19 protein-coding genes are annotated in these 24,340 nt (G+C 70.9%); 13 read left to right on the top strand and 6 right to left on the bottom strand.

What is annotated here, in order from left to right:
• Positions 1-99: 99 nt before the first annotated feature.
• The 4 genes from K8640_RS39970 (at position 100) to K8640_RS39955 (ending at position 4,576) form a co-directional block, all read left to right on the top strand.
• Positions 100-1,011, top strand: coding sequence for a zinc metalloprotease (locus tag K8640_RS39970; protein WP_223751869.1), 912 nt, complete (start codon positions 100-102; stop codon positions 1,009-1,011).
• 100 nt (positions 1,012-1,111) lie between these two features.
• Complete coding sequence (locus K8640_RS39965; RefSeq protein ID WP_223751868.1) at positions 1,112-2,407, top strand: M20/M25/M40 family metallo-hydrolase; 1,296 nt, start codon at positions 1,112-1,114, stop codon at positions 2,405-2,407.
• A 103-nt stretch (positions 2,408-2,510) separates the two neighbouring features.
• Positions 2,511-3,671, top strand: a complete 1,161-nt coding sequence (locus tag K8640_RS39960) for an alanine--glyoxylate aminotransferase family protein (protein ID WP_223751867.1) — start codon at positions 2,511-2,513, stop codon at positions 3,669-3,671.
• 296 nt (positions 3,672-3,967) lie between these two features.
• Complete coding sequence (locus K8640_RS39955; RefSeq protein WP_223751866.1) at positions 3,968-4,576, top strand: TIGR02265 family protein; 609 nt, start codon at positions 3,968-3,970, stop codon at positions 4,574-4,576.
• Between the two features lie 10 nt (positions 4,577-4,586).
• Here the strand turns inward: K8640_RS39955 and K8640_RS39950 are convergent, their stop codons facing one another.
• Together K8640_RS39950 and K8640_RS39945 are read right to left on the bottom strand one after the other, a co-directional pair.
• Positions 4,587-5,300, bottom strand: coding sequence for a ferritin-like domain-containing protein (locus tag K8640_RS39950; RefSeq protein ID WP_223751865.1), 714 nt, complete (start codon positions 5,298-5,300; stop codon positions 4,587-4,589).
• A gap of 11 nt (positions 5,301-5,311) precedes the next feature.
• Positions 5,312-6,001, bottom strand: a complete 690-nt coding sequence (locus K8640_RS39945; protein ID WP_223751864.1) for a hypothetical protein — start codon at positions 5,999-6,001, stop codon at positions 5,312-5,314.
• A 444-nt stretch (positions 6,002-6,445) separates the two neighbouring features.
• Between K8640_RS39945 and K8640_RS39940 the strand changes: the two genes are divergently transcribed.
• The 3 genes from K8640_RS39940 (at position 6,446) to K8640_RS39930 (ending at position 9,889) form a co-directional block, all read left to right on the top strand.
• Positions 6,446-6,814: a response regulator gene (locus tag K8640_RS39940; RefSeq protein WP_141324131.1), complete on the top strand. Its 369-nt coding sequence runs from the start codon at positions 6,446-6,448 to the stop codon at positions 6,812-6,814.
• 95 nt (positions 6,815-6,909) lie between these two features.
• Positions 6,910-9,060, top strand: a complete 2,151-nt coding sequence (locus K8640_RS39935; RefSeq protein ID WP_223751863.1) for a cation:proton antiporter — start codon at positions 6,910-6,912, stop codon at positions 9,058-9,060.
• Between the two features lie 10 nt (positions 9,061-9,070).
• Positions 9,071-9,889 (top strand): helix-turn-helix domain-containing protein, encoded by an 819-nt coding sequence (locus tag K8640_RS39930; protein WP_223751862.1) that lies wholly within the window; start codon positions 9,071-9,073, stop codon positions 9,887-9,889.
• Between the two features lie 10 nt (positions 9,890-9,899).
• Here the strand turns inward: K8640_RS39930 and K8640_RS39925 are convergent, their stop codons facing one another.
• Positions 9,900-10,649, bottom strand: a complete 750-nt coding sequence (locus K8640_RS39925) for a GNAT family N-acetyltransferase (protein ID WP_223751861.1) — start codon at positions 10,647-10,649, stop codon at positions 9,900-9,902.
• Positions 10,650-10,749: 100 nt separating this feature from the next.
• Between K8640_RS39925 and K8640_RS39920 the strand changes: the two genes are divergently transcribed.
• Both K8640_RS39920 and gyrB read left to right on the top strand, forming a co-directional pair.
• Entirely contained in the window at positions 10,750-11,208 is a 459-nt protein-coding gene (locus tag K8640_RS39920; protein WP_223751860.1) for a hypothetical protein, read from the top strand.
• Positions 11,209-11,365: 157 nt separating this feature from the next.
• Complete coding sequence (gyrB, locus tag K8640_RS39915; RefSeq protein WP_223751859.1) at positions 11,366-13,819, top strand: DNA topoisomerase (ATP-hydrolyzing) subunit B; 2,454 nt, start codon at positions 11,366-11,368, stop codon at positions 13,817-13,819.
• 114 nt (positions 13,820-13,933) lie between these two features.
• On the opposite strand, the gene K8640_RS39910 is transcribed toward gyrB, so the two are convergent.
• Complete coding sequence (locus K8640_RS39910; protein ID WP_223751858.1) at positions 13,934-14,944, bottom strand: hypothetical protein; 1,011 nt, start codon at positions 14,942-14,944, stop codon at positions 13,934-13,936.
• A 130-nt stretch (positions 14,945-15,074) separates the two neighbouring features.
• Here K8640_RS39910 and K8640_RS39905 point away from each other — a divergent pair, with 130 nt between their 5' ends.
• On the top strand, positions 15,075-15,704 hold the full coding sequence (locus K8640_RS39905) for an FMN-binding negative transcriptional regulator (RefSeq protein WP_223751857.1): 630 nt from the start codon (positions 15,075-15,077) through the stop codon (positions 15,702-15,704).
• 445 nt (positions 15,705-16,149) lie between these two features.
• On the opposite strand, the gene K8640_RS39900 is transcribed toward K8640_RS39905, so the two are convergent.
• Positions 16,150-18,978: a serine/threonine-protein kinase gene (locus K8640_RS39900; protein WP_223751856.1), complete on the bottom strand. Its 2,829-nt coding sequence runs from the start codon at positions 18,976-18,978 to the stop codon at positions 16,150-16,152.
• A gap of 449 nt (positions 18,979-19,427) precedes the next feature.
• On the opposite strand from K8640_RS39900, the gene K8640_RS39895 reads away from it, so the two are divergent.
• The 3 genes from K8640_RS39895 to K8640_RS39885 all read left to right on the top strand — a co-directional run bounded on the left by K8640_RS39895 (position 19,428) and on the right by K8640_RS39885 (position 22,761).
• Positions 19,428-20,801, top strand: a complete 1,374-nt coding sequence (locus K8640_RS39895) for a hypothetical protein (protein ID WP_223751855.1) — start codon at positions 19,428-19,430, stop codon at positions 20,799-20,801.
• Positions 20,802-20,979: 178 nt separating this feature from the next.
• The gene (locus tag K8640_RS39890) at positions 20,980-22,086 is read left to right on the top strand and encodes a metallophosphoesterase (protein WP_223751854.1); all 1,107 of its coding nucleotides are present in this window, start codon (positions 20,980-20,982) and stop codon (positions 22,084-22,086) included.
• 156 nt (positions 22,087-22,242) lie between these two features.
• Positions 22,243-22,761 (top strand): hypothetical protein, encoded by a 519-nt coding sequence (locus tag K8640_RS39885; RefSeq protein WP_223751853.1) that lies wholly within the window; start codon positions 22,243-22,245, stop codon positions 22,759-22,761.
• Positions 22,762-22,935: 174 nt separating this feature from the next.
• Here K8640_RS39885 and K8640_RS39880 read toward each other — a convergent pair whose 3' ends face one another.
• Positions 22,936-24,315, bottom strand: a complete 1,380-nt coding sequence (locus K8640_RS39880) for a hypothetical protein (RefSeq protein WP_223751852.1) — start codon at positions 24,313-24,315, stop codon at positions 22,936-22,938.
• Between the last annotated feature and the right edge of the window lie 25 nt (positions 24,316-24,340).

Raw genomic sequence — 24,340 nt, 5'->3', positions numbered from 1 at the left:
TCCAATCCCACCCCCCGCCGTCGCACCAGGGGACGGTTTGACTATGAGACAGCTTTTCGTGGAAAGTACGTATTCCACGCATTTTCCGAGGAGTCGGGAATGTCCAGCTTCGTTTCGCGTCGCAGTGGCCGTTTCTCCGTGGTCATCGGTGTCCTGACGTTGCTGTCCGGCTGTTCGAGCGCTCCGGAGTCCCAGCAGCCGGAGCCCACGCCTCCGGCGGCCGAGGAGCAGCCCGGTCAGCAGGCCATCGAGGGTCGCGGCTGCGGCGTGAACCCGACGCACGAGGAGATGGCGGACATGGAGCGCCGCTTCCAGTCGGAGCGCGCGGTGTCTGCCTTCGCGCGTCCGAACGGCTCGGTGAACATCCCCGTCTACTTCCACGTCATCAACAAGGGCACGGGCGTGGCGAACGGCGACATCACCACGGCCATGATTACCAACCAGATTGCGGTGCTGAACGCCGCGTACGCGAACACGCCGTTCAGGTTCACGCTGACGGCGACGGACCGCACGACGAACAGCACCTGGTACAACCTGGGCTCGGGTTCGTCCGCGGAGCGCGCGATGAAGACGGCGCTGCGCAAGGGCGGCAAGAACGCGCTCAACATCTACTCGGCGAACCTGAGCGGCGGCCTGCTCGGCTGGGCGACGTTCCCCTCCAGCTACGCCAGCAACCCGACGATGGACGGCGTGGTGATTCTGTACTCCAGCGTGCCGGGCGGCAGCGCGTCGCCGTACAACCTGGGTGACACGGGCACGCACGAGGTCGGCCACTGGCTGGGCCTGTACCACACGTTCCAGGGCGGCTGCTCCACCACGAACGACTCCGTCAGCGACACGCCGGCGGAGGCCTCGCCCGCGTACGGCTGCCCCACGGGTCGCAACACCTGCTCCGCCGCGGGCAACGACCCCATCACCAACTTCATGGACTACACGGACGACTCCTGCATGAACACGTTCACCACGGGCCAGGCGGCCCGCATGGACTCGCAGGCGCTGACCTACCGCTGAGCGCGGCCTGCTGAAGTCTCGACGCCGGGGCTCTGCATGGGGCTCCGGCGTCGTCGTTTTCAGTGACATCCTGTCGGCACCTGGGCTCCAATCCGCGCCCATGTCCGCGCTCATGTTGAAGGAAGACCGCTTCCTGGATGTGCTCCGCCGTCTCATCGCCCTGACGCCCCGGTTGCAGAACAACCTGGAGGCGGGGCTGGTGCCCCAGGAGCGGCTGGCCGCGCAGGTGGTGCTGGACACGCTGGCCCCGCACATCGCCAGCGGCTTCATCCACGCGGAGGCCCTCGCGTCCCAGGGCAACGAGTCGCGCGTCAGCCTGGTGCTCACCGTGAAGGGCACGGGCGAGGGCGCGGTGGGCTTCGTGGGCGCGCACTTCGACGTGGTCCCCGCGGACCAGGTCGCCGAGGGCTGGGAGCGCAGCCCCTTCGAGCTGTGGGAGGGCCCGGACGGCGTGCTCTACGGGCGCGGCGTCACCGACTGCCTGGGCCACGTCGCGGTGGCCACGGACCTGCTCGCGCAGCTGGCGGAGGCCAACGTGCGCCCGCGCCGCACGCTCAAGGTCGTGCTCATCGCCAACGAGGAGGCGGGGGATTTGCCCGGCCTGGGCCTGAGCTACGTGGCCGAGCAGGGCCGGCTCAAGGACCTGGTGGGCCAGCCGGTGTACTGGCTGGACAGCGCCAACTTCGGCCCCACCGTGGGCACCGCGGGCAACAGCGTGTGGGAGCTGAAGGTGACGGGCGTGGGCGGCCACTCGGGCATGCCGCAGAACTGCGTGAACGCGCTGGAGCTGGCGATGGCCGCGTCGCTGGAGCTGGGCCGCTGGTTCCACGCGCGCTACCCGCCCAACGAGGACGAGAAGCGCTGGGGCTTCCTCGCGACCTCCAGCCTCAAGGCCACCGTGATGGAGGCGGCCAACACCAAGGAGAACAAGATTCCCGGCGACGTGGTGGTGAAGGGCGACGTCCGCCTGACGCCCTTCCACGACATGGCCGAGGTGCGGCGCGCCACCGAGGACTTCGTGCGGGAGCTGGACGCGCGGCTGGAGCGCGGCGACGTCCCCGCCGGCTGGCCTCGCACGCGCACCGAGGACGGGCGGCGCGGCCGGCTGGCCCTGCGCTTCCAGGGCGGCGGCACCGAGGGCATCGCGTGCCGGCTGGACTCGCCCGGCCTCCAGGCGCTGAAGGACGCGATGAAGGCCGTGCGCGGCGTGGACGCGCAGCCCTTCTCGCTCACCGGCTCGCTGCCCCTGGTGAGGGACCTGCAGCGCCAGGGCTGCGACGTGCAGATAACAGGCTTCGGGGACATGAAGTACTACCACGCGCCGAACGAGCAGGCGCACCTGCAGGACTTCCGGCAGGGGTTCTCCATCCTGTGGGAGCTGCTCGAAAGACTGTGAGTGCGCCCTGGCGGGGCCCACGCTCCCGCCCGTCGTCCCCCGTGCCTGTACCGTGACGCCCAACCGCTCGGAGCCCCCGAGCCCCCTGAGGAGTGGTGACGCCGTGAGAGAACTGCTGATGATTCCGGGGCCCGTGGAGTTCGAGGAAGAGGTGCTGCGCGCGCTGGGCGCCCCCTCGCTCAGCCACACGGACCCGGCCTTCATCGTCACCTTCGGCCGGGCGCTGCAGCGGTTGCGCGAGGTGTGCCTCGCCCCTTCCGCGCAGCCCTTCGTCGTCTCCGGCTCCGGCACCCTGGCCATGGAGATGGCCGTGGCCAACCTGGTGGAGCCCGGCGACGCGGCCCTCGTGGTGAACACCGGTTACTTCAGTGACCGGATGGCGAAGATTCTCGAGCGGCACGGCGCGAAGGTGACGCACGTGCGCGCCTCCCCGGGCGACGCGCCCTCGGTGGCGGAGGTGAAGTCCCAGCTGGAGCGCGGCGGCTTCAAGGTGATGACCGTCACGCACGTGGACACGTCCACGGGCGTGCTCGCGCCGGTGGAGGGGCTGGTGAAGGCCGCGCGCGCGCTCGGCGTGCTGTCGGTGGTGGACGGCGTCTGCGCCACCGCGGGCGAGGTGTTCCACCAGGACGCGTGGGGCGCGGACGTGTACCTGACGGCGAGCCAGAAGGCGGTGGGCGTGCCGCCCGGCCTCGCGCTCGTCACCGTGAGCCCCCAGGCGATGGCGGCGTGGAAGGGCCGCAAGGCGCCGGTGGCCAGCGTGTACTCGGACTGGGCGGAGTGGCTGCCCATCATGGAGGCGTACGCGGGCGGCAAGCCCTCGTACTTCGCCACGCCGCCCGTCAACCTCGTCAGCGCGCTGGACGTGAGCCTGGGGCAGATTCTGGCCGAGGGCATGGAGGCGCGCTTCGCCCGTCACCAGCGCCTGGCCCGCGCCTTCCGCGCCGCGTGGAGCGCGCTGGGCCTGCGCCTCTTGCCCGTGTCGGAGGCGGTGACGGCGAACACGCTCAGCGCCGTCTACTACCCGGAGGGCGTGGACGCCTCGCTCGTCGGGCGCGTGAAGGCCGAGGGCGTGGTGATTGCCGGCGGGCTCCACCCGGACCTCAAGACGCGCTACTTCCGCGTGGGCCACATGAACCGCGTGGGCCCCGGCGACGTGCTCGTCACCGTGGGCGCCGTGGAGCGCGCCCTGCTCGCCGCCGGTCACCGGGCGGAGGCCGGCGCGGGCCTGCGCGCCGCCGAGTCCGTGCTCGCCGCCCGCTGACCCGGGCGCCGCCCGGGAAGGGCCCTTCCCCGCACCTCCCAGGTCCCCCGCACCCCGAGGGACCTCCAGGCTCGTGGCCTCCGAGACGTCCATGTGCCTGGAATCCGGGCGTTTCGTACGCTGGCGGAACCTGGTCCGGACCCCGGGGCCATCTCGAACCATTCGACAGGGGTAGAAAAATATGAGAGGGTTGGTACCTAGGAAGTGGGGGGAATCCGGCGAACACAGAAAGACCTGAGCAGCGCCGGACGTGTCCCCTGAGCCGAGGCAGTGCGAGCCCCTCGGGGGAGACGACCATGTACGTGAGCATGGATGTGAGCGGTGGTGGCGCGGCGTGGGAGCTGGAGCAGCGTCGGCTGGCCGCGACCGAGGACGACCAGGCGCGCGGGATGTTCTTCCGCGGCGCGCTGCACGTCATCGCGTTCCTGGGCGGAGAGGGCTCCGTCGCGCGGTGCAAGGGCGTGGCGGGCGTGTGGGAGATCAACCCGTTCCAGCTCTACTCGGTGTCGCGCTACCTGCGCATGGTGTCCACGGCGGCGCGGCTGCTGGCGCCCCGGCAGGGCGGCTTCGACGAGGTGCTCGAGCGCATGGGCGCGCAGGCCACGGTGGACTTCCTGGCGTCGCTGTTCGGTCGGGAGCTCCTGGCGGAGTCGGCGGGCAGTCCCCGGCTGCTGCTCGAGTCCCTGGGTGACGCGTACCGCATGGCGGTGAGCTACGGTGAGCGCTACCCGGTGTGGACGGGCGAGCGCAGCGCGCGCTTCATCATGCGCCGCGACTTCATGCCCGCCGCGTACCACGAGGGCGTGCTGCGGGGCGCGCTGGAGGCGGTGGGCGCCCGCGACGTGCGCGTGAGCGGGCGGCAGGTGGCGCTGCTGGACAGCGAGTTCGAGCTGTCCTGGCGGTAGGGCTTCTTCGTCAGCCCGCGTCTCCGACGGCGAGGTCGGGCTCCGCGCCCAGCCCCTCGCCGCCGCCCAGCTCCTCGGTGGAGGCGACGAAGGGGCGGGGCACCACGCGCGAGGCGTCGAGCGCGGGCGCCATCTCCAGGCGCGATTCGACGAGGGCCGTGAGCACCGCGAAGTGCTGCGCGTGGATGCCCTGGATGGAGGCGAGCACGAAGCGCGTGTTCGGCGTCTGGATGGAGGCGAGCACGCGGGTGAAGGCGATGATGGAGCGGCGCTCCTCGTTGGCCGACAGCTTCAGGACGTTGCCGACGGAGGGCTTGAAGCCCGCGGGCGGCGCGTAGGAGACCGTGTCCTCGCGCACGGGGATGGCGCCCAGGTCCGTCATCGTCCGGGCGAGCAGCGCCGCGTGCGCGGCGTGATGCTGCTGGAAGGCCTGCGCCAGCCCGAGCGCGAGCACGGCCAGCTCCCGCTCCGCCTGGGGGCGCGCCGGGTCATCGCGCGCGGCCACGAGGCGCGAGGTGGCCTGGGCGTAGGCCGCGACGAGCGAGTACTCGGCGGCGAGCAGCGTGTTGAGGGCGCCCACCTCCCGGGCGCGCTCGATGGGGTTCACCTCCTGGTTCGGCCGGTACTCCATGGGGGCATCACAGGCCCCGAGCGCGTGGGCGCCCGTGGCGAGGCCCAGGCATTGGAGGACGCGGCGGCGGGCGAGGCGCGGGTTCGCAGTCATGGGGGGCTCCTTCAGCGGGTCACGTCGTAGAAAGGCAGCCCGGTCTCGTCGTCGAGGCCCGCGCCGTCGTCCAGGCTGATGGCCAGCGTGCGCGGAACCCACGCGGCGACGAGGCTCGCGAGCGCGTCCGCGGGCTGGTTCTCGGTGGCCGCGGGCGGGGTGGCGAGGCCGCGCGCGAGCAGGTTCAGCACGACGAAGCGCTGGGAGGCGACCGCGCCGAGGCTCGCGGCGAGCCCTCCGTTGGCGTCGAGCCTCAGGGCGGTCTGCGCCTGGGTGCAGGTGAGCGCGCACGCCTTCTCCAGGTTGGTCAGCAGGTCGAGCGCGTTCTGGAGGCAGGGCGCGAAGTCCTCGGGGAGCCTCGCCGTGCCCGCGCCCACGTCGTCGGTGCCTCGCTGCTGGACGAGCGCGTCCACCAGCCGTTCGGCGTGCTCCGCGTGCTGCTGGCGGAAGCGCGAGAGGAGCGCCTCGAGCAGCCCCCGGAAGGCGAACAGCGCGTCGGTGGCGGGCGCGGCCGCGAGCACGCCGGCCAGGGCGTCATGCGTCGCGACGGCGTCACGCTCGGCGGCGAGCAGCGCGCGCACCACCGGCAGGTCCTCCTTGATGCTTCGCTGGGCGTGGGCGCGCGGGGCGGCCGTGAGCAGGCCCAGCCCCGCGACGGCGGCGTGCCCCAGCGCGGCACGGCGAGAGAGTGCTTCGGTCATGGTGCCCCCCGGCTTCCGTCCGCGCGCGCTGGCGGGCCTCCATGGCCCCCTTCGGTCCTCGCGCGGGCGAGGCAAGGAGATGGGGGCGGGCCCTCTCGCGCGCACGTCGTGAAACACGGGGACGGTGTCTCCGAGACAGAGGATGTCGCACCCTTAGGTCTCGGGGGTGAGGCCCCGTTCGCCCCCGAACGCGTATCGACTCCCAGCACCCGAGAGTCCGCGCGGTCGCTCGTCACCCAGCGCGCTTCACTGCTTCACGAGGAATCCCCAGATGCACACGCTGCCGTTGCCTCGTATTGGCCAATGCTCAACACCGCGCCGACAACACGACACGAGCCTGGGGCGGGGCGCCCGCCTCCCGTCGAGACATGTGACGTATGCGTGGGTGGCGCGAGATAGTCTCGAGGCCGTCGGGTGGTGGGGTCGAGAGAAGGAGGCGAGTGCGTGACTGGGCCGTTGCTGGTGGTGGACGACGACGCGGACCTGCGCGAGGCACTGGAGGAGGTGCTGCGCGACGCGGGCTATTCGGTGACGGGGGCCATCAATGGCAAGCACGCGCTCGACGTCCTCGGGGACATGTCGTCGCTGCCCGTGCTCGTGCTGCTCGACATGATGATGCCCGTGCTGGATGGCGCCGGCTTCGCGCGGGCCATGCGCCAGGTGCCCGCGTGGCGTGACATCCCCGTGCTCGTCTTCTCCGCGTCCGCCAACGCCCGTCAGGTGGCCGAGGAGATTGGCGCGTGTGGACACCTGCGCAAGCCCGTGGACGTGGACACGCTGCTGGACGCCGTGCGCAGGCACCAGGCGGCCTGACGTCCGTCGCCTCCCCGCGCGCAATGTGCGTTTGACGCTTCGCGAGGTGGGCTGGTAAGTGCTCACTTAACAGGCGCGTTGCCGAAGGAGGCCGGATGCATTTCAACCCGCTCACCCTGCTCATCACGCAGCTCATCGTCATCATCGGCGTGTCGAGGTTGATTGGCCGGGGCGCGCGCTGGTTGGGCCAACCGCTGGTCATCGCGGAGGTGGTGGCGGGCATCGTGCTGGGGCCGTCGCTGTTGGGGTGGCTGGCGCCGGACCTGATGGACGCGCTGTTCCCGGCCAGCTCCATGCCCGTGCTCAAGATGTTGAGCCAGGTGGGCCTGGTGCTGTTCATGTTCCTCATCGGACTGGAGCTGGACCCGAAGATGCTCAAGGGCCGGGGCCATGCGTCGGTGGCCATCAGCCACACGAGCATCGTGGTGCCCTTCATCCTGGGCGCGGTGGCGGGCGCGCTGTGGCTCTACAAGTCGCTGTCGGACCCGAGCGTGCCGTTCTCCTCGTTCGTGCTCTTCATGGGCGTGGCGATGAGCATCACGGCCTTCCCGGTGCTCGCGCGCATCCTCGCCGAGCGCGGGCTGCTGCAGTCGCGCATCGGCGCCATCGCGATTACGTGCGCCGCGGTGGATGACGTCACGGCGTGGTGCCTGCTGGCCTTCGTGGTGTCCATCGTCCGCGCGGCGAGCCTGGCGGAGGCGGCGCTCACCACGGCGTTCGCGGTGGGCTACATCGCGTTCATGCTGCTGGCGGTGCGGCCGTTCCTCGCCCGGCTGGGCGCGCGCGTGGCCAGCCGCGAGGGCCTGACGCAGAACGTGGTGGCGGGCACGCTGCTGTTGCTGCTCGCGAGCGCGCTCGCCACGGAGCTCATCGGCATCCACGCGCTCTTCGGCGCGTTCCTCTTCGGCGCCGTCATCCCCAAGGAGGGGGGGCTGGCCGAGGCGCTGGTGGAGAAGCTGGAGGACACGGCGGTGGTGCTGCTCCTGCCCCTGTTCTTCGCCTTCAGCGGCCTGCGCACGCAGATTGGCCTGCTCAACACGCCGGAGGCCTGGATGACCTGCGGGGTCATCATCCTGCTGGCCTGTCTGGGCAAGTTCGGCGGCAGCGCGGTGGCGGCGCGGCTGACGGGCATGCGCTGGCGCGAGGCGGGCGCCGTCGGCATCCTGATGAACACGCGCGGGTTGATGGAGCTCATCGTCCTCAACCTGGGCCTGGACCTGGGCGTCATCTCGCCCACGCTCTTCACCATGATGGTCATCATGGCGCTGGTGACCACGTTCATGACCACGCCGCTGCTGCGCCTCATCTACCCGCTGGAGGAGATGGCGCGCGACAAGCTGGAGCTGGCGCCGGTCATGGCCCCGGGCCTGACGCCCTACACGATGCTGATGTGCGTCTCCCATCAGCAGGCCGGGCCGGGCATGGCCACGCTGGCCAAGGCGCTCTCCGGCACGGAGGCCACGCAGCTGCACGCCCTGCACCTGGTGCACCCGGAGCGCGTGTCCCTGCGCGAGGCCGAGCCGCGCGCAGGGGCGTCCGAGGAGTCCGCCGAGGGCGAGGGCGCGCTGGCGCCGCTGCTCGGCCGCGCGCGGAGCCTGGGCCTGTCGGTGCGGCCGCTGTCCTTCGTCTCCACGGAGCCCGCGCAGGACATCCGCCGCACGGCCGAGGCCCGGCGCGCGGACCTGGTGCTGCTGGGCTGGCACAAGCCGCTGTTCAGCCAGACGGTGCTGGGCGGCACGGTGCACGAGGTGATGAAGGACGCGGCCGGCGGCACGGTCGCGGTGCTGGTGGACCGGGGCCTGTCCGACGTGAAGCGGGTGCTGGTGCCCTTCATCGGCAGCCGGCATGACCGCGCGGCACTGAAGCTGGCGCGGCGGCTGATGAAGCAGGCGGGCGCGGACGTCACCGTGCTGCACGTGACGTCCCACGAGAACACCCACGCGCGCGCGCAGGTGGAGGAGCTGTTCCCCGCGGCGGAGGGCTCGGCCGTGCGGCTGAAGGTGGTGCGGCACGAGTCCCCGGAGGACGCGGTGCTCGAGGAGATCCGCCAGGGAGGCTACGACCTGCTGGTGGTGGGCATGGGCGCGCAGTGGGGCCTGGAGGACCGCGTCTTCGGGCTGCACCGCGAGCGCATCATCCGGGACGCGCCGGGCTCGCTGCTCGTGGTGCACGAGTCGGAGCCGGTGACCCAGGCCGTCGCCGCCGCGGACCCGGTCTCCCCTCGGACGGCGGCCTCGAGGAGCTGAGCACACCACCATGCACCTGGGTGCGACGCTGCGACTGTTGCGGGTGGACGCGGGCCTGTCCCTGAGGGACCTGGCAAGGCGCATCGGTGTGTCGAGCGCGTACCTCAGCCGGGTGGAGAACGGCGTGGACGCGCCGCCCACGGTGGAGCGGCTCACGGCGATTGCCCGGGAGCTGGACGTGCCTCCCAGCCTGTTGATGGATGTGGCGAACCGGGTCAGCCCCTACGTGTCCGAGTACCTGGAGGACGTGCCGGGCTCCGGGACGCTCTTCCTGGAGCTGGCGCGGCGCCGGCTGTCGGGGGCGCAGCTGGCCCGGGTGCGCGACTTCCTGGACGCGGAGTTCCCCGTGCGCCGGGGGCCCTCGGACGCGCCGGTGCCGGCGCTGGCGCCGCTCCTGGCGCCCGAGCGGATGGTGCTCCAGCTGTCCTGCGAGGGCTGGGAGGACGTGCTGGACGTGGTGGCGGGGCGGCTGGCGGTGGAGCTGCCCGGCGTGGACGCGCCGCGCCTGGCGGAGAGCCTGCGCCGGCGCGACATCACGTCCTCGTGCGCGGTGGGCGGCGAGGTGGCCGTGCCCCACGTCTTCGTGCCGGGCGCATCCCCCGTGGCGGCCCTGGTGACGCTGGCCAAGGGGCTGGCGGTGGACACGCCCGACGGCCGTCCGCTGCGGCTGGTGGTGGCGGCGGTGGACGGGGAGCTGGGGCGCGTGCGGCTGGTGCGCATGGCGCACGTGGCCCGGCTCGCCGCGCGAGGGCTGTCCGCGCGGCTCGGCGAGGCGCGCCAGCCCTCGCAGGTGTTCGCCATCCTGGAGGAGCTGGAGGCGCTGCGCTGAGGCTTTCTCCTCAAGCGACGCGCGCCCAGTTCACCCAGTCCCCCAGCTCGCGGTAGCCGAGCTTGCGGTACACGCTCCGGCCCTGCTCGGTGGCCTGGAGCACGGAGGCGGCGAGGCCCCGGGCGCGGGCCCCGGAGAGCAGGCCCTTCATCACCTCCGCGGCCAGCCCCCGGCCCCGCGCCTCCGGCAGCGTGACGACCATGTACACGCCCGCGGTGTCGTCCACGTCCAGGCTGAAGCCGCACGCCAGCGCGCGGCCCTGCTCGCGCGCGACCAGCGTGTGCACGGGCAGCCGGGGCGGCTGGTTCCACACGCAGAGGAGGTCGTCCCACTTGCCCCAGACGCGGACGTTGAGCGCCACCATCTCCTCCTGGGATTCGGTCTCCACGAGGGGGAAGGTGGGGCGCTCGTCCGGGATGTCCGCCAGCGCCAGCCCCATGGCGGGCAGCCGGTTGTCGGGGCGATAGCCGTGCGCGCCCAGCAGCCTGGCCCCTTCGTCCTGGCCGGGCAGCACCGCCACGCGCCAGGCGGGGATGCCCTGGCGCCGGTAGAAGTCCTCCAGCGCGGGCAGTCCCTCGGCGAGCGCCTGGGTCGTCCGGAAGCAGGCCTGCTGGAAGTGGGACTCGGCGGGATGGGTCGGCAGGCTGAAGGCATCCAGGCCCGGGGCGCCGAAGTGGCGCAGCATGCCCCGCTCCCGTTGCAGGTGCTTGAAGGCGATGACGTTGGTGAGGAGGCGGTCGTTCAGTTCGGCATCGGTCATGGGACGCCCCCAGCCTAGGGTGCCCGCGCCGGGCGGCGAACATCGCACCGCGCAAAAGCGCGCACCCGTCCTCCAGGACGGGTAGGGTGCGCCCGCACTCATGACGAGCCAGCGCTTCTACGCCTTCGACCCTCGCGTCCCCCGTATCGCGCTCTTCCTGGGCGCCTGCGTGCTGGCGGTATTGACGGCCTGGGCCCTGGCCAACGCCCAGGACGGCGGCGGCGTGCAGGAGCTGGCTCGCGCCGGGGTGAGCGCGGGGCTGATGCTCGCCTTCCTCGTGGCCCTCCACCGGCTGCGCCCGCGCACCGGCTGGGGCGTCACCCTGGACGCGCGCGGCGTGCGCGTGGCCCGCCCCTTCAGCGCCAGCGAGCTGGATTTGCACTGGGGCCAGATTGATTCGGTGCGCCGGCTCGGTCGGCGGGGGAACGTGCTCGGTCTGTTCCTCAAGGAAGAGGGAAGGGTGCTCGTCACCCGGCATCTCTTCGCCCGCAGAGCTGTTTTCGAGGAGTTGATCTCCGCGCTGGAGGAGCGCCTGCCGCCGCCGCGGTTCGACGCCTGAACCCCCGCTCCCGGGGCGCCGCCGCCCGAGGGGGCGGCCAAGCGATTTTCACGAATATTTACGCAGCTTTGCGCGGGCTCGTTACTCTTGTTCAGTGTGCCTCTAAATGGTAGGCACAGGCCTTCTGCAAGGCTCCTTTTCCCAAGGACAGCATCACATGGAAAAGACCCCCGCTACTGGCGCCGAGGTCGCTTTGCCGCCCGTGGAGTATGGGACCGATAGCATCACCAAGCTCGAGGGCCTGGAGGCCGTTCGCAAGCGCCCTGGCATGTACATCGGCGACACGATGACCTACGGGCTCCACAAGCTCGTGTACGAGGTCGTCGACAACGCCGTGGACGAGGCGCTCGCGGGCCACTGCACGGACATCGAGGTCGTCATCCACGTGGACGGCTCTCTGAGCGTCCAGGACAACGGGCGCGGCATCCCCGTGGGTCCTCACCCCGACCCCAAGTTCAAGGGCAAGGACACGCTGGAGGTCGTCCTCACGGAGCTGCACGCCGGCAGCAAGTTCGGCAACGGGGCCTACAAGGTCTCCGGCGGACTGCACGGCGTGGGCGTCACGTGCGTGAACTTCCTCTCGGAGTGGTTCAAGGTCCGCGTCCAGCGCGCCGGCAAGGTGTTCGAGCAGGCCTACTCCCGAGGCGTCTCGCAGGGGGCGCCGCAGGAGGTGGGCACCACCGACAAGCGCGGCACGCTCATCGCGTTCAAGCCGGACAGCACCGTGATGGAGACGGTGGACTTCAACTTCGAGACGCTCAGCCAGCGGCTGCGTGAGCTGGCGTTCCTCAACGCGGGGCTGCACATCAGCATCCGCGACGAGCGCACGAACAAGGAGCACGACTTCAAGTTCGACGGAGGCATCTCCTCGTTCGTGGAGTTCCTCAACAAGTCGAAGCAGGTGCTGCACGACAAGCCCATCGCCTTCCAGGTGGAGAAGGACGGCGTGTCGCTCGAGCTGGCCATGCAGTGGAACGACGGCTACGACGAGCGCATCTACACCTTCGCCAACAACATCAACACCCACGAGGGTGGCAGCCACCTGTCCGGCTTCAAGGCCGCGCTGACGCGCACGCTCAACAGCTACGCGGAGAAGGGTGGCCTCTGGAAGGACCTGAAGGAGGCGCCCGCGGGCGAGGACGCGCGCGAGGGCCTGTCCGCGGTCATCTCCGTGAAGCTGCCCAACCCCCAGTTCGAGGGGCAGACGAAGACGAAGCTGGGCAACAGCGAGGTGAAGGGCCTGGTCGAGCAGATGGTCAACGACCAGCTCGCCACCTTCCTGGAAGAGACGCCCATGGTGGGCAAGAAGATCGTCGCCAAGATTGGCGATGCGTGCCGGGCGCGCATCGCGGCGCGCAAGGCGCGTGAGACGGTGCGCCGCAAGGGCGTGCTGGACGGCGGCGGCCTCCCCGGGAAGCTGGCGGACTGCCAGAGCCGCGACCCGCACGAGAGCGAGCTGTACATCGTCGAGGGTGACTCCGCAGGTGGCTCCGCGAAGCAGGGGCGGGACAGGCGCAACCAGGCCATCCTCCCGTTGCGCGGCAAGATTCTGAACGTGGAGAAGGCGCGCTTCGAGAAGATGCTGACGAGCGCCGAAATCGTCACGCTCATCACGGCGCTGGGCACGGGCATCGGGCCGGAGGACTACAACCCGGAGAAGTCGCGCTACCACCGCATCATCCTGATGACGGACGCCGACGTGGACGGCAGCCACATCCGCACGCTGCTGCTGACGTTCTTCTTCCGGCAGATGCCGGAGCTCCTGCAGAAGGGCTACCTCTACATCGCGCAGCCGCCGCTCTACAAAGTCACGCGCAACAAGAAGGACAAGTACGTCAAGGACCAGCGCGCGCTGGACGAGTACCTGCTGGGCATCGCCACGGAGCACGGGCGGGTGCTGACGCCCTCGGGCGAGGTGGGTGGGGCGGACCTGAAGGCGCTGCTCGAGAAGGTGATTACGTACGAGGAGCGGCTGGAGAAGCAGGCGAAGCGGCGCGACGCGCGGGTGGTGGACGCGGTGGTGCAGGGCGCGCGGCTGACGTCGGAGGTGCTGGGCGACGAGGCGGCGCTGGCGGCGGCGGTGAAGGGCGCGTACGCGGAGTTCGAGCGGCGCATGCCGGACGTGCTGGGCCGGGTGTCGCACGAGGTGGAGACGGACACGGAGAACGGGACGAAGAAGCTGGTGTTCCGCACGGACGTGAACGGCGCGATGCGGCCGACGGTGTTCGACCACGCGTTCCTGTCGTCGCCGGAGTACGTGGAGCTGGTGGCCCTGCGGGATGCGTTCAAGTCCCTGGGGGACGCGCCGTACAAGGTGAAGGTGGATGCCGGGACGGTGACGGCGTACTCGGTGCAGGAGGTCCACGCGGCGCTGCGCAAGGACGCGCAGAAGGGCCTGGGCCTGCAGCGCTACAAGGGTCTGGGCGAGATGAACCCGGAGCAGCTCTGGGACACGACGATGAATCCGCTCACGCGCACGCTGCTGCAGGTGCGGGTGGAGGACGCGGTGGAGAGCGACGAAATCTTCTCGCTGCTGATGGGCGAGGCGGTGGAGCCGCGGCGCGAGTTCATCGAGCGCAACGCGCTGGACGTGCAGAACCTCGACATCTGAGACGCCGTCTCCCGGCCTGAGGCCGGGGATGCGCGGACTCATGGGGCGCGGTGCCGGAAGCAGGCGCCGCGCCTCGTGTCGTTTCAGGGGCCTGGGGTGGAGTACGCCGAGGCTTCAGCGCCCGCCACCGCGGGGGCCACCGCCCCGAGGTGGCTTGCCACCGAACCCTCCGTCACGGGGCCCGAGCGGACGCGCGGGCAGGGTGATGGCCTCGCCATCGAGCGTGGCCTGTCCACACTCGGGTCCGAACACCAGCGTGTTCGTGGTGCCCTCCGCATCCGTCCGCACCTGCGTGCCAGCGAGCGGCCACGCGCAGACGGACGGCGGCACCCGGATGATGCCGGTGAGCGTCACCGAGGACGCGCTGCCATCCGCGAGCGTCGCGGTGAGCGTGCCGTTGCTGGTGCGCGTGGGCGTGTCCGCCTCCGCGTCGAAGTTCTCCTCCAGCGAGCCCGTGAGGTGCAGGCTGTCGAGCACCGTCCCTGCCGCGTCGAGGTGCGTGCGCGTCGTGTCGACGGTGACAGCGCGGCTGAGCGTCTGGCGAGCGCCGGGCACTCGCACCGAAGTGGAGGCGATGCTGCCCGCCATCTTCGCGCTCCGCCCATCCTCCAGGGTGTGGGTGATGTCGTGCGTGGACTGCTGCTCGAAGCGCAGCGGCGAGTCCTCACCGCACGCCTCGACCGGGGCGATGGCCGTCACCACCTCCACCGTGCCCGATGAGACCACACCCGTGGCCTCACCGCGCTCGGAGTCCTCGGGCCGGGGGCCGCCACCGGGCGCGGGCGGCCGCTCCCATCCACAACCTCCGCCACGGGGCCCACGGGCGCGCGCCTGGCAGTCTGTCCAGGACAGATGGAGCTCGGAGGGGAAGCGCTGTCCGCAGACCTCCACCTCGGCGGTCTCCGGCTCGGCGTCGCACTGGAAGCCCTCGTGCTCCCAGCGACGCACCTCGAGCGGCAACCCCTCCAGGAACCGGGAGCCGAGAGGCACGTCCGCGGACTGCGCCTCGTTGATGGCTCCCGCGACGGCGACCACGGCTTGCTGCTCGGTGGTGTCCTGCGTCTTCTGGGCGCCACAGCCCGCGCCAACCAGCGCGGCCGCCAACATGCCTGCCTTGAGCTTCATGGTGTCTCCCCGCAACACACGTCGAAGCGCGCGCCGGCCCCGCGCACGAGAACCAAGGTAGGGGACAAACCTTGCGCGGTTCTTAAGCCCCGGTTGACGCGGTGGCCCCACCCGGGGGACGCAAGGGGGCATGTACATCCCCCGCCACTTCGAGGAACGGGACGCGGAGCGTCTCCTGTCGCTGATGACGCGGCACGCCTTCGCCGTGCTGGTGACGATGGACCAGGACGGCGCGCCCTTCGCCACGCACCTGCCGTTCCTCGTCGAGCGGGACGCGGCGGGCGCGCTGCGACTGCTCGCGCACATGGCGTTGCCGAATCCGCAGTGGCGCGCGTTCCCCGCCGAGCGCGACGCGCTGGTCATCTTCCAGGGGCCCCACGCCTACGTGTCACCCACCTGGTACACGACGGGCTCCCAGGTGCCCACGTGGAACTACGCCACGGTGCACGCGTACGGCAGGCCCAGCGTCATCGAGTCTCGCGACGAGGTGCTGCGCATCCTGCGAGACACGGCGGCGCGCTACGAGGCCGGCAACGCTCCCCCGTGGACGATGGAGCAGTCCCAGGAGTACGTGAACCGGCTGCTCGGCGGCATCGTCGCGTTCGAGCTCCGGGTGACGCGGCTGGAGGGCAAGTTCAAGCTCAGCCAGAACAAGGGCGAGGCGGACCGCAAGGCCGTCATCTCGGCGCTGGAGCACAGCCCGTTCCCGGGGGACGGCGAGCTGGCGGCGCTGATGCGCTCACGCGAGGAGCCTGGATAGACTCGTGGGCCCGGTGCCCTCCTCGGCTCCGCGCCCACGTGCCTTTCCCGTCTTGTCGAGCCGGGCCACGAGTGCGACACGGGCCCCGATAGCCCTTACGGCGGGAAGCTGTCAGCTCGCATCGCGCCCCGTCTGAATGCGGGGTGCGACAGGGACAGGTTAGGCACCCCGCCCAGGTCCGGGAACGCATGTCGCCGAGCCCCCGATGAACGGCTCCGGCTCATGCTCGCCGACCGGGAGGCGCATGGAGGGCTCGCCCCGTCGCCTGCTACCCCAGAGCGGAGGGGGCAGGTCGACCCAGCACCTGGGCACGTGAGCGAGCGAAGCCGGGGCCCGCGTGTCTGTCGTCCGCGTCCACCGCCTCTCCGCGCGGCCGACCTCCCTGGATGGCGGCGCCACGAGGAGGACGCCGCTCGCGAGAAGCGTCCGTTCCGACTGGGCCTGACTACCGCTCCGAGCGGCGCGAGCCCTTGAGCGCGGCGGCGCGCTCCTTGCGCGTCATCGCCGTGGCATCGACGATGTCCACCTCGAGCGCGCCCTGGTTGTCCTCGCGCTTCACGTCCGGGAAGAAGCAGCGCAGGTCCTCGGTGTCGGTGATCTGGTAGCGCTTGCCCGTCTCGAGGATGCGATGCGTGGCGCGCACCGAGGCCGGCTCCGTGCCCCGCTCGACGCACAGCATCTGCTGGATGCGTCCATTCGCCCCGGGGCGCACCTCCGCGAAGTCGTCGCGCACCGTGAACAGGTACGTCGCGCGCGGATTCAGGCCGCGCAGCACCACCTGGTGCTCGGGCTTGAGCTGCAGGGCGTGCTCCTTCGCGTCGAACGTGAGCGAGCGCGGAGGCACATACGCGGACTGCCGGAGGTTCACGCGCACCGTGCCGCTGTTGTCCTCCGGCCCGTTGTCATCCACCGCGAACACATGCAGCTTGCGAGCGTTCTTGATGGTCCGCGTGGACGCGCTCAACAATCCGAAGCTCGAGTCCGCCGGGCCCTCGCCCTCGATGAAGTACACCAGCGTCCCCGACGCGGTCCCCCGACCCTCGGCCAGCGACGCGCTGCCCTGTGTCCACACCGAGTAGGACAGCGAGGGGTTCAGGTCGATGGAGGCCGTCGAGTACTCGGGGATGGGCGCCGCGTTGTACTGGGGCCGCAGCACCAACAGCCGCGTGGGGTAGTCCACCTCATGAAGTGCCCGCTGCGACGCGGTCATCTTCTCGACCGCGGCCTGCTGCTGCTCGGCGGGCCTGCCCTCCGCCGCCACGGCCACCGTGCCCGCGTCGTCCGTCGCCGCGCCGCCGCCATCCTGCTCGGCCCCGACGAGGGACACGACGTCGTCATCCGCCTTGTCGTCCACGGGCGCCACCGCGACGGGCGCGGGCTCCGGAGGCTTGAGCGCCTCCAGCTCCGCGTTCATCGGCTCCAGCAACACCGACGTCGGGGTGAAGCGGCGGATCCACGTCGAATACCCGGGCATCGTGAGCGCCAGGGTGTTGGCCTCGCCCACGCGCACGCCGTCCAGCGTCACGGGCGTCTTGCCCGGCACGTCCTTGCCGTTGAGGTTCACGCTGGCGCCCGCGGGCGTGGACGTGATTCGCAGCGTGGTGGTGTGGACCGCCACCGCCTCCGGGGGCGGGTCGGACTTGATGACGAAGTGGTAGAAGAGCGCGACGAACAGCAGGACGATGGCGGACCCGAACATGTAGAGGGTCATCGTCCGCATGTCCTTCTGCCGCTTCGCCCCGCGCTCGGCCTCCTCGCGGGCCAGCTTCTCGCGAGCCTCGTCCGCCGCGGTGCGGAACCCCGTCCCCGTATACGTGCGCGCCGAACCCGAGGGCTGCGGCGCCACCGCCTGCGCGGTGACGACGGGAATTTCCACCGGCGTGTCCCGGGGGTCGTCGCCCATCGCGGCCACGGCGGCGGGGACCACCGTGGGCACGTACGTCTTGAGGATGTCGATGCCCGCGTCCGTGGCGGGCTCGTCCGGAAGCTCCGGGACGGGCGGACCGGGGCGCTCGTAGGAGCCGGACTTGCGGCCCGCGCCGGTGGTCTCCGCGCGAGGGATGCCGGTGTTCGTCGCACGGCGTCCGCCCGCGCTCGACACCTTGCGCATGTCGGGGTTGCTGCCCGGAGCGGAGCGTCGCGCGCCGTCACTCGGGGGCCGCGCGCCTCCCTCGCTGCCGGGCCTGGAGCGCATGCCGGGGCTCGAGGGCCGCGACACGCTCCCCGACGACAGGGGCCGGGCCCGGCCCTGTGACGGCTCCACGATGCCCGCCTGCCACAGCGCGACCTGCTCCTTGAAGGCGGGGGTCACCTCCGCCTTGCGCCCCTCCGCCATCAGCTCCTCGGCGAAGAGGTACGCCATGAGCTGCGACAGCATCGTCGGCGTGAAGCGCGGGTTGTCGCGGTAGAGCAGCTCCACCAGCGACTCGCTCAGCTCCTTCGCCGTCTGGTAGCGCGCCTCCCGGTCGATGGCCATCGCGTTGCCGATGACCGTCTCCAAATCAGGGCTCACCGTCGGGTTGTTCGCCGACGGCGGCAGACAGTCGCCCGTGAGGATGCGCGGCAGGACGGTGACGAACTCGCCCTCGTAGGGGCGCTTGCCGCACACCATCTCGTAGAGCACCACGCCCGCCGCGTACACGTCCGTGCGGGCGTCCAGGTCCTGCCGGCCCTGCGCCTGCTCCGGGGAGAAGTACGGGTACTTGCCCTTGAGCGTGCCCGGAGACGTCTTCGCCTCCACGGCGCTGGTGGCCTTGGCGATGCCGAAGTCGATGACCTTGACCTCGCCCTCGTAGGAGATGAGGACGTTGTCGGGCGAGACGTCCCGGTGCACCAGGCCCATCTCCACGCCGTCCTCGCCCACGTGGCGGTGCGCGTAGTCCAGGCCGTCACACAGCTTGCTGGCCACATGCAGCGCGAGCGGCTCCGGGAAGAACCCCATGCCCGCGCGCTGCGCGCGGCGCAGCACCTTGGACAAGGGCTGGCCCTGCACCAGCTCCATGGCGATGAAGTACTGGCCGCCCACCTCGCCGAAGTCGAAGACCTGCGCGATGTTGCTGTGGCTCATGCTGGCCACCAGCCGCGCCTCGCCGATGAACATCTCGACGAAGTCCGCCTCGTCCACGAAGTGGGGGAGGATCTGCTTGATGACGCAAGGCTTCGTGACGCCCGCGGCCCCCGTCATCCGGGCGCGGTAGGTGACGGCCATGCCGCCCGCGGCAATCTTCGAAAGAAGGACGTACTTGCCGAACTGCTGAGGGGGGGATTCCGCCACGTTTACAAGGCCAGGTCAGGTCGTCGTGAAACACCAAGCATACTCTTGTTCCATTGAAAGTCCCGGAACGGGCTCCAGTCGCATGCGAACGCGTCACCAGGGTGTTCCGTGCCTCGGGGCCTGGTGGAAAACCGAGACCTGAGTCATCCCTCACCTCGCCCGGGTGGCCTGTCGCGGGGGTGTGACAGCTCTCGGACTGAGGGGGCTGGGGGTCTCAGAATGATTCGTCGCGGTCGGGGGATAATCCGGGGTCCGGGGGATTGTGGCGAAGAGTCGCCGTGATTCCAGAGGGTTGTGGGAGCCGCGCCCGAGTCTGTCGGGTCGCTTCACATTTCTTCACGGACGTGTCCGGCGCGCGCGGGGGAAGGGCGGTTATGTAGGCCGGCACGGCCGCGCGGGCCGGTGGTGGAGGGCGGTCGGCCTTCTTCCGGAGAAACGAGGCGACGCCGATGTTGTCCGAGCTGTCCTCCCGCTCGAGGCCCCTTGCCCTGGTGGTGATGGGCGCATTGCTCGCGTTGCCGATGCGTGGGCGGGCGCAGGAGCTGGAGGCGGTGAGACCCTCCGCGTTCGATCTGCTCGCCCGGAGTCCGGAGCTGGGCGGGTCGGACATCCCGAGGGACCTGCCGGGTCGCGTCACGGTGGGGCCCGCGATGCGGCCGGGGGTGGAGCCTCCCGAGGCGCAGACGTCCTCCCCGGACGAGCACCTCGAAGGCGAGTCGGACTTCCCGCTCAGGGTCCTGACCGACAGGGACCTGGCGAGCAGAGCCACGGTGGCGCCGAGCGAGGGCGCGTTGACGTTGATGCCCGCGTCGTCGACGGCCGGGCCGCGCGAGTTCAAGGTGCTGCCCGCGGTGGTGTCGGTGGTGCCGGGGCTCTTGTTCCACGGGTTGGCGCCGGCGGTGGCGGGGGATGGGCACACGGCGAAGCGGCTGTTCGCGTTGGAGGGCACGGGGCTGGGGCTCATCGCGTTGGGCGGCGTGCCCATCGCGCTCACGGGTGCGTCGCGGAAGACCATCGCGCCGCTGTACGCGGTGACGCTGGCGGGCTTCAGCGTGTTCGGCATCTCGGCGCTCGCGAACCTGTACTCGGTGGCGTCGCCGGCGTTCGACCCGGGGGTGCCTCCGCCGTCGTTGCCGCCGCTGGAACTGGAGATGGGCTACCAGTACGTGAGCGACACGTCGTTCGACTACGACCACTTCGTGTCGTTGGGCGCGGTGGCGCGCTTCGACGAGGTGCAGCTCCGGGCCACCGCGAGGTTGGCGCCGGACGAGGGCAACACGCAGGTGCGGGTGGGCGGGGCGTATCGGTTGCTCGGGGTGTCGGAGCGCAGGCTCGAAGGCTCGGACGGGTCCTCGCTGGACGCGGAGCTGGTGGGGTTGTTCCACCGCTTCCCCACGGAGGGCTTCGCCGTCATCGGCGGAGACGTGGGGCTGCGAGGCCGCTACGCGATGGCGCGGGTGAGCCCGTCCCTGGCGGGCTCGTTCGCCGAGGTGAGCCTGGGCATGTCGATGCAGGGCTACACGTACTTCGGCCCGGTGGACGACGGGAACCTGCACACGCAGCTGCTGTTCACGTTCGGTTACGGCGTGTGGCTGGGGCGCGGAGGCGGGCCGTTCAGGGGCGAGGCGATGCTGTACTACGACCATCGCAAGGATGACTTCGCGGGCGGAGTGCGCTCGTTGGGCGGCGGCGTGGTGGGCAACTTCGGTCTGCGCGGGCGCGTGCTGCTGACGGACGCGTGGGGCGTGGCCGCGGAGGCGCAGGCGGGTGGAGCGCTCGTCGGACGCCTGTCGCTCATCTACGCGTTCGGAGGTGACCTGTGATGCACGAGCGCATGTGTACCGACTCCGCGTCGGGACGTCGTGAGCGGACGCGGGAGAGGACCGAAGTGGCGAGGCGTCGGTCTCTCATGTCCGCGCTGACGCTGCATGGGAGTCGCGCCGCGAAGCAGGGCGCGAGGACGCGTGGTGTCGGCGTGTCGGGTCAGGGAGGAGCGCAGTGATGCGGCTCGGAAGCGTGGGCGTGGTGTCGGCGCTGTTGCTGGCGGGGTGTCTGCGTCCGGCGGAGAACCGCGCGATGCGCGACCTGAAGGTCGGGCAGGCGGAGGGCGGTGGACTCTCGCTCGTGGTGGAGGACGGGCTCGCGGCGGTGCGCGGCGTGGAGTCCGGAGGCGTGACGTTGTGGGGCAACGCCCCGGTCTTCACCGCGCGCGCCACGCTGGACGCGAGCGCGACGACGAACTGGCTCATCACGGTCCGCAACGCGATGCCGGACGCGCGGCTCGTCGCGGAGCTGGAGGACGGCGAGCTGCTCGCGGTGGAGCCCGTGCCCCAGTCGATTCGCACCGTGAAGGCCTGGCGCGTGGGCTTGCGCGCCGGCGCCGTGGCGAAGCTGCACGTCGCGCCGCCGGGCTGGGACTCCGCGGAGCCGTTCCGCTTCGCGGCGCTGGCGGACGTACAGGAGGCGCTGCCTCGGGTGGGAGACATCTACGCGCGCCTGTCGAAGGACCCCACGCTGCGCTTCATCCTCTTCTCCGGAGACCTGACCGAGAACGGCACGCGCGAGCAGCTGCTGGAGTTCCAGGAGCGCCTGGAGGCGGGCTCGCCCATCCCGCTGTACGCGACGCTCGGCAACCACGAGACCTTCTCGAAGGACGCGGAGGAGTACACGGCGCTCGTGGGCCGGGGCAACCAGAGCTTCGTCTTCCAGGGTGTGCGCTTCACCGTGGTGGACTCGAGCAACGGCACGCTGGACCCCATCGTGGAGGAGCAGCTCGACGGGTGGCTCGCGTCGTCGCGACACGGCACGCACGTGGTGTCGATGCACGTGCCGCCCCAGGACCCGGTGGGCCTGCGCGGCGGCGGCTTCGCGAACCGCGGCGAGTCCGCGAGCCTGGTCGGCAAGCTCGCGCGCGAGGGCGTGGACCTCACGCTCTATGGCCACATCCACTCGTACTACTCGTTCACCAACGCGGGCATCCCGGCCTTCATCTCCGGAGGCGGCGGCGCGATTCCCGAGACCTTCGATGGGGTGGGCCGTCACTACCTCGCGGTGGACGTCGGCGCGAACGAGGGGCTGCGCGAGGCGGCCCTGGTGCGCGTGGACTGACGCCGGAACGTCGGCACTGAACGAAGCGTCAGCCGGCGGTGTGTGGGAGGAAACGCGCGCGGGGCCGACAATCCGGCCTCGCAGCGTACCCTCTTGATCTGACACTGAACACGTGAGCAGATGGCGGCCCTACCGCGAGGAGCCAGGAGGCCCGCCATGTTCGATTCGAACGAGAACGACCCCATTTCCCCGGCGCTGCGTGCGCTGCTCGAGCTGTTCACCACGGAGCTGGCGGAGGTGCGCTTCCCGGACATGAGCGGGGACGTGCTGGACGACGCCGCGGCGCAGGTGCGAGCGAAGGCGGAGGCGGTGGCCCAGGCGCAGGCGGCGCTGGAGGCGGCGCGCCAGGGGCTGCAGGAGAGCCAGGACGCGCTGCTGCAGAAGGGCCAGCGCGCGCTGGCCTACGCGCGGGTGTTCTCCGAGGAGAACCCGGAGCTGGCCACGAAGCTGGACGCCATCCACCTGCCGCGTCCGGTGCGCAAGGGGCCGAAGTCGGAGGGCGCCACCTCGGAGCCGGTGGCCGCGGCGAACGGCAACGAGGAGAACGCGCCGAAGCGCCGGGGCCGCCCCCCCAAGGCGCGTCCCGCGCAGGGCGCGTCCCTCTTCTCCGAGGGCGCCACCGCCGAGTCCCTGGCCATCGCCCACGAGGGCAACGGCGTGCTGCCCTCCGCGTAGCGCGAGGGAAGTCGCGTCACACGGAGGAGGGCAGCACCCACTGCCTTGAAAAACCGCGGCCCGGACGCGAGGCCTTCCCGGAGCCCCCCTCCGGAAGAGACCCGCGCCGGGCCACGAGACCGCCCGACCTCCGCGCTCAACGCACGGACGCCGGGCGGGTACACCCGAGACGACTCAGTTCTGCGGGAACGCCGTCCAGCCAGCCATCCAGTTGGTCGTACCGAACGCGCCCACGAAGCGAGCGCTGGTGTCGAAGCCCGCGCCCGGCGTGGCCGCGTTGTCCGGGTTGAGCAGCGGCGAGCCCGCCTTCGGCAGGAAGTTCGGCGCCGTCAGGTTCGTCGCGTCCGTCAGCTGCGGGTCCTGCACCTTCACGCCGTTGGCGGCGACCAGGATCTTCTCCGCCTCGTTGAAGCGGCTCACGTCCGGGTCCACCGTCACGCCGCCCTCCACCTTCGGATTCGGCGCGAACGGGATGGTGTCCGTCAGGTTCGCGTTGTCCCAGAAGAAGGTGTTGCGGATGGACAGCCGCGAGTCACCGGCCTCGTTGAACAGCGCCGCGGAGGCCTCGCCGTCCACGTCCACCGCCTGGTCCTTGAAGTACGCGACCACCGCGTTGCGCAGGCGGATGCCGGCGCCGGTGTTGAACACCAGGCCCTCCTGCGAGGGGTTGCCACCCGGGTCCGCGTTGGAGCCGATGAACGTCGCGTTCCAGATCTCCGGCGCGCTGATGGGCTCCTGGGTCGGCGTCGTCTTGTGGCTGGACGCCTCGATGCCGCGGTCGCCCACGCGCGGGCTCTGCTGCACCACCAGGAACTGCACCTTGCCCGTGTAGCCCAGGTCGTAGTCCAGCGCGTCGTCGTCCGCCTGCGTGATGACGATGTGCTTGAGGGGCGCGGTGCCACCGAACATCTCGATGCCGTCGTCCAGGCCCAGGTGGACCTGCACGTAGTCGATGTCCGTCGCGGAGCCGCAGCCGCCCACGGTGAGGCCGTTGAGCTCGTTGTTCGGCGCCAGCTCGAAGCCGGCGAACTCGATGCGCGCGTACTTCAGCGTGCCGCAGCTGTGCGCGTCGTCCTGGCCGCCGTACTTCGTCTGCTCGTTGCCGCTGGTGGCGAAGAAGCCCTCGACGGTGGTCTCGCCGCCGGAGACGTTCAGCCGCGCCTTGCCCAGCAGCACCACGCCGCCCCAGTCGCCCGCCTCGCGCTGTCCTTCCGCCTTGGAGGACGTGAAGACGATGGGCTTGTCCGCCGTGCCCACCGCGTTGATGCGCGCGTTGCGGGTGATGATGAGCGCGCTGCCCGTCTCACCCTTCACCGTGGCGCCCGCCTCGATGGTGAGCGTGCCGCTGTTGACGAAGACGTACTTCTTCAGCACGTAGGTGTTGCCCGCCTTCCAGGTCGTGTCCGCGGTGATGTCCTGGGAGACCTCCACCGTCTCCGGGTTGGTGGGCTCCGGGTTGGTGGGAGGCGGGTCCTTCTTGTCGTCGTCGCCGCAGCCGGCGGCACCAACCACCAGGCTGGACATGATGAAGAGGGAGGCGAACAAGCGCTTCATGACGAGACTTCCTTTCGGGAGGGGA

Origin of the sequence: Myxococcus sp. XM-1-1-1, from assembly GCF_020037095.1 — a bacterium.
Lineage (GTDB): Bacteria > Myxococcota > Myxococcia > Myxococcales > Myxococcaceae > Myxococcus > Myxococcus fulvus.
The sequence above is the reverse complement of the archived record's forward strand: the minus strand, read 5'-3'. Positions and strand labels throughout refer to the sequence as shown.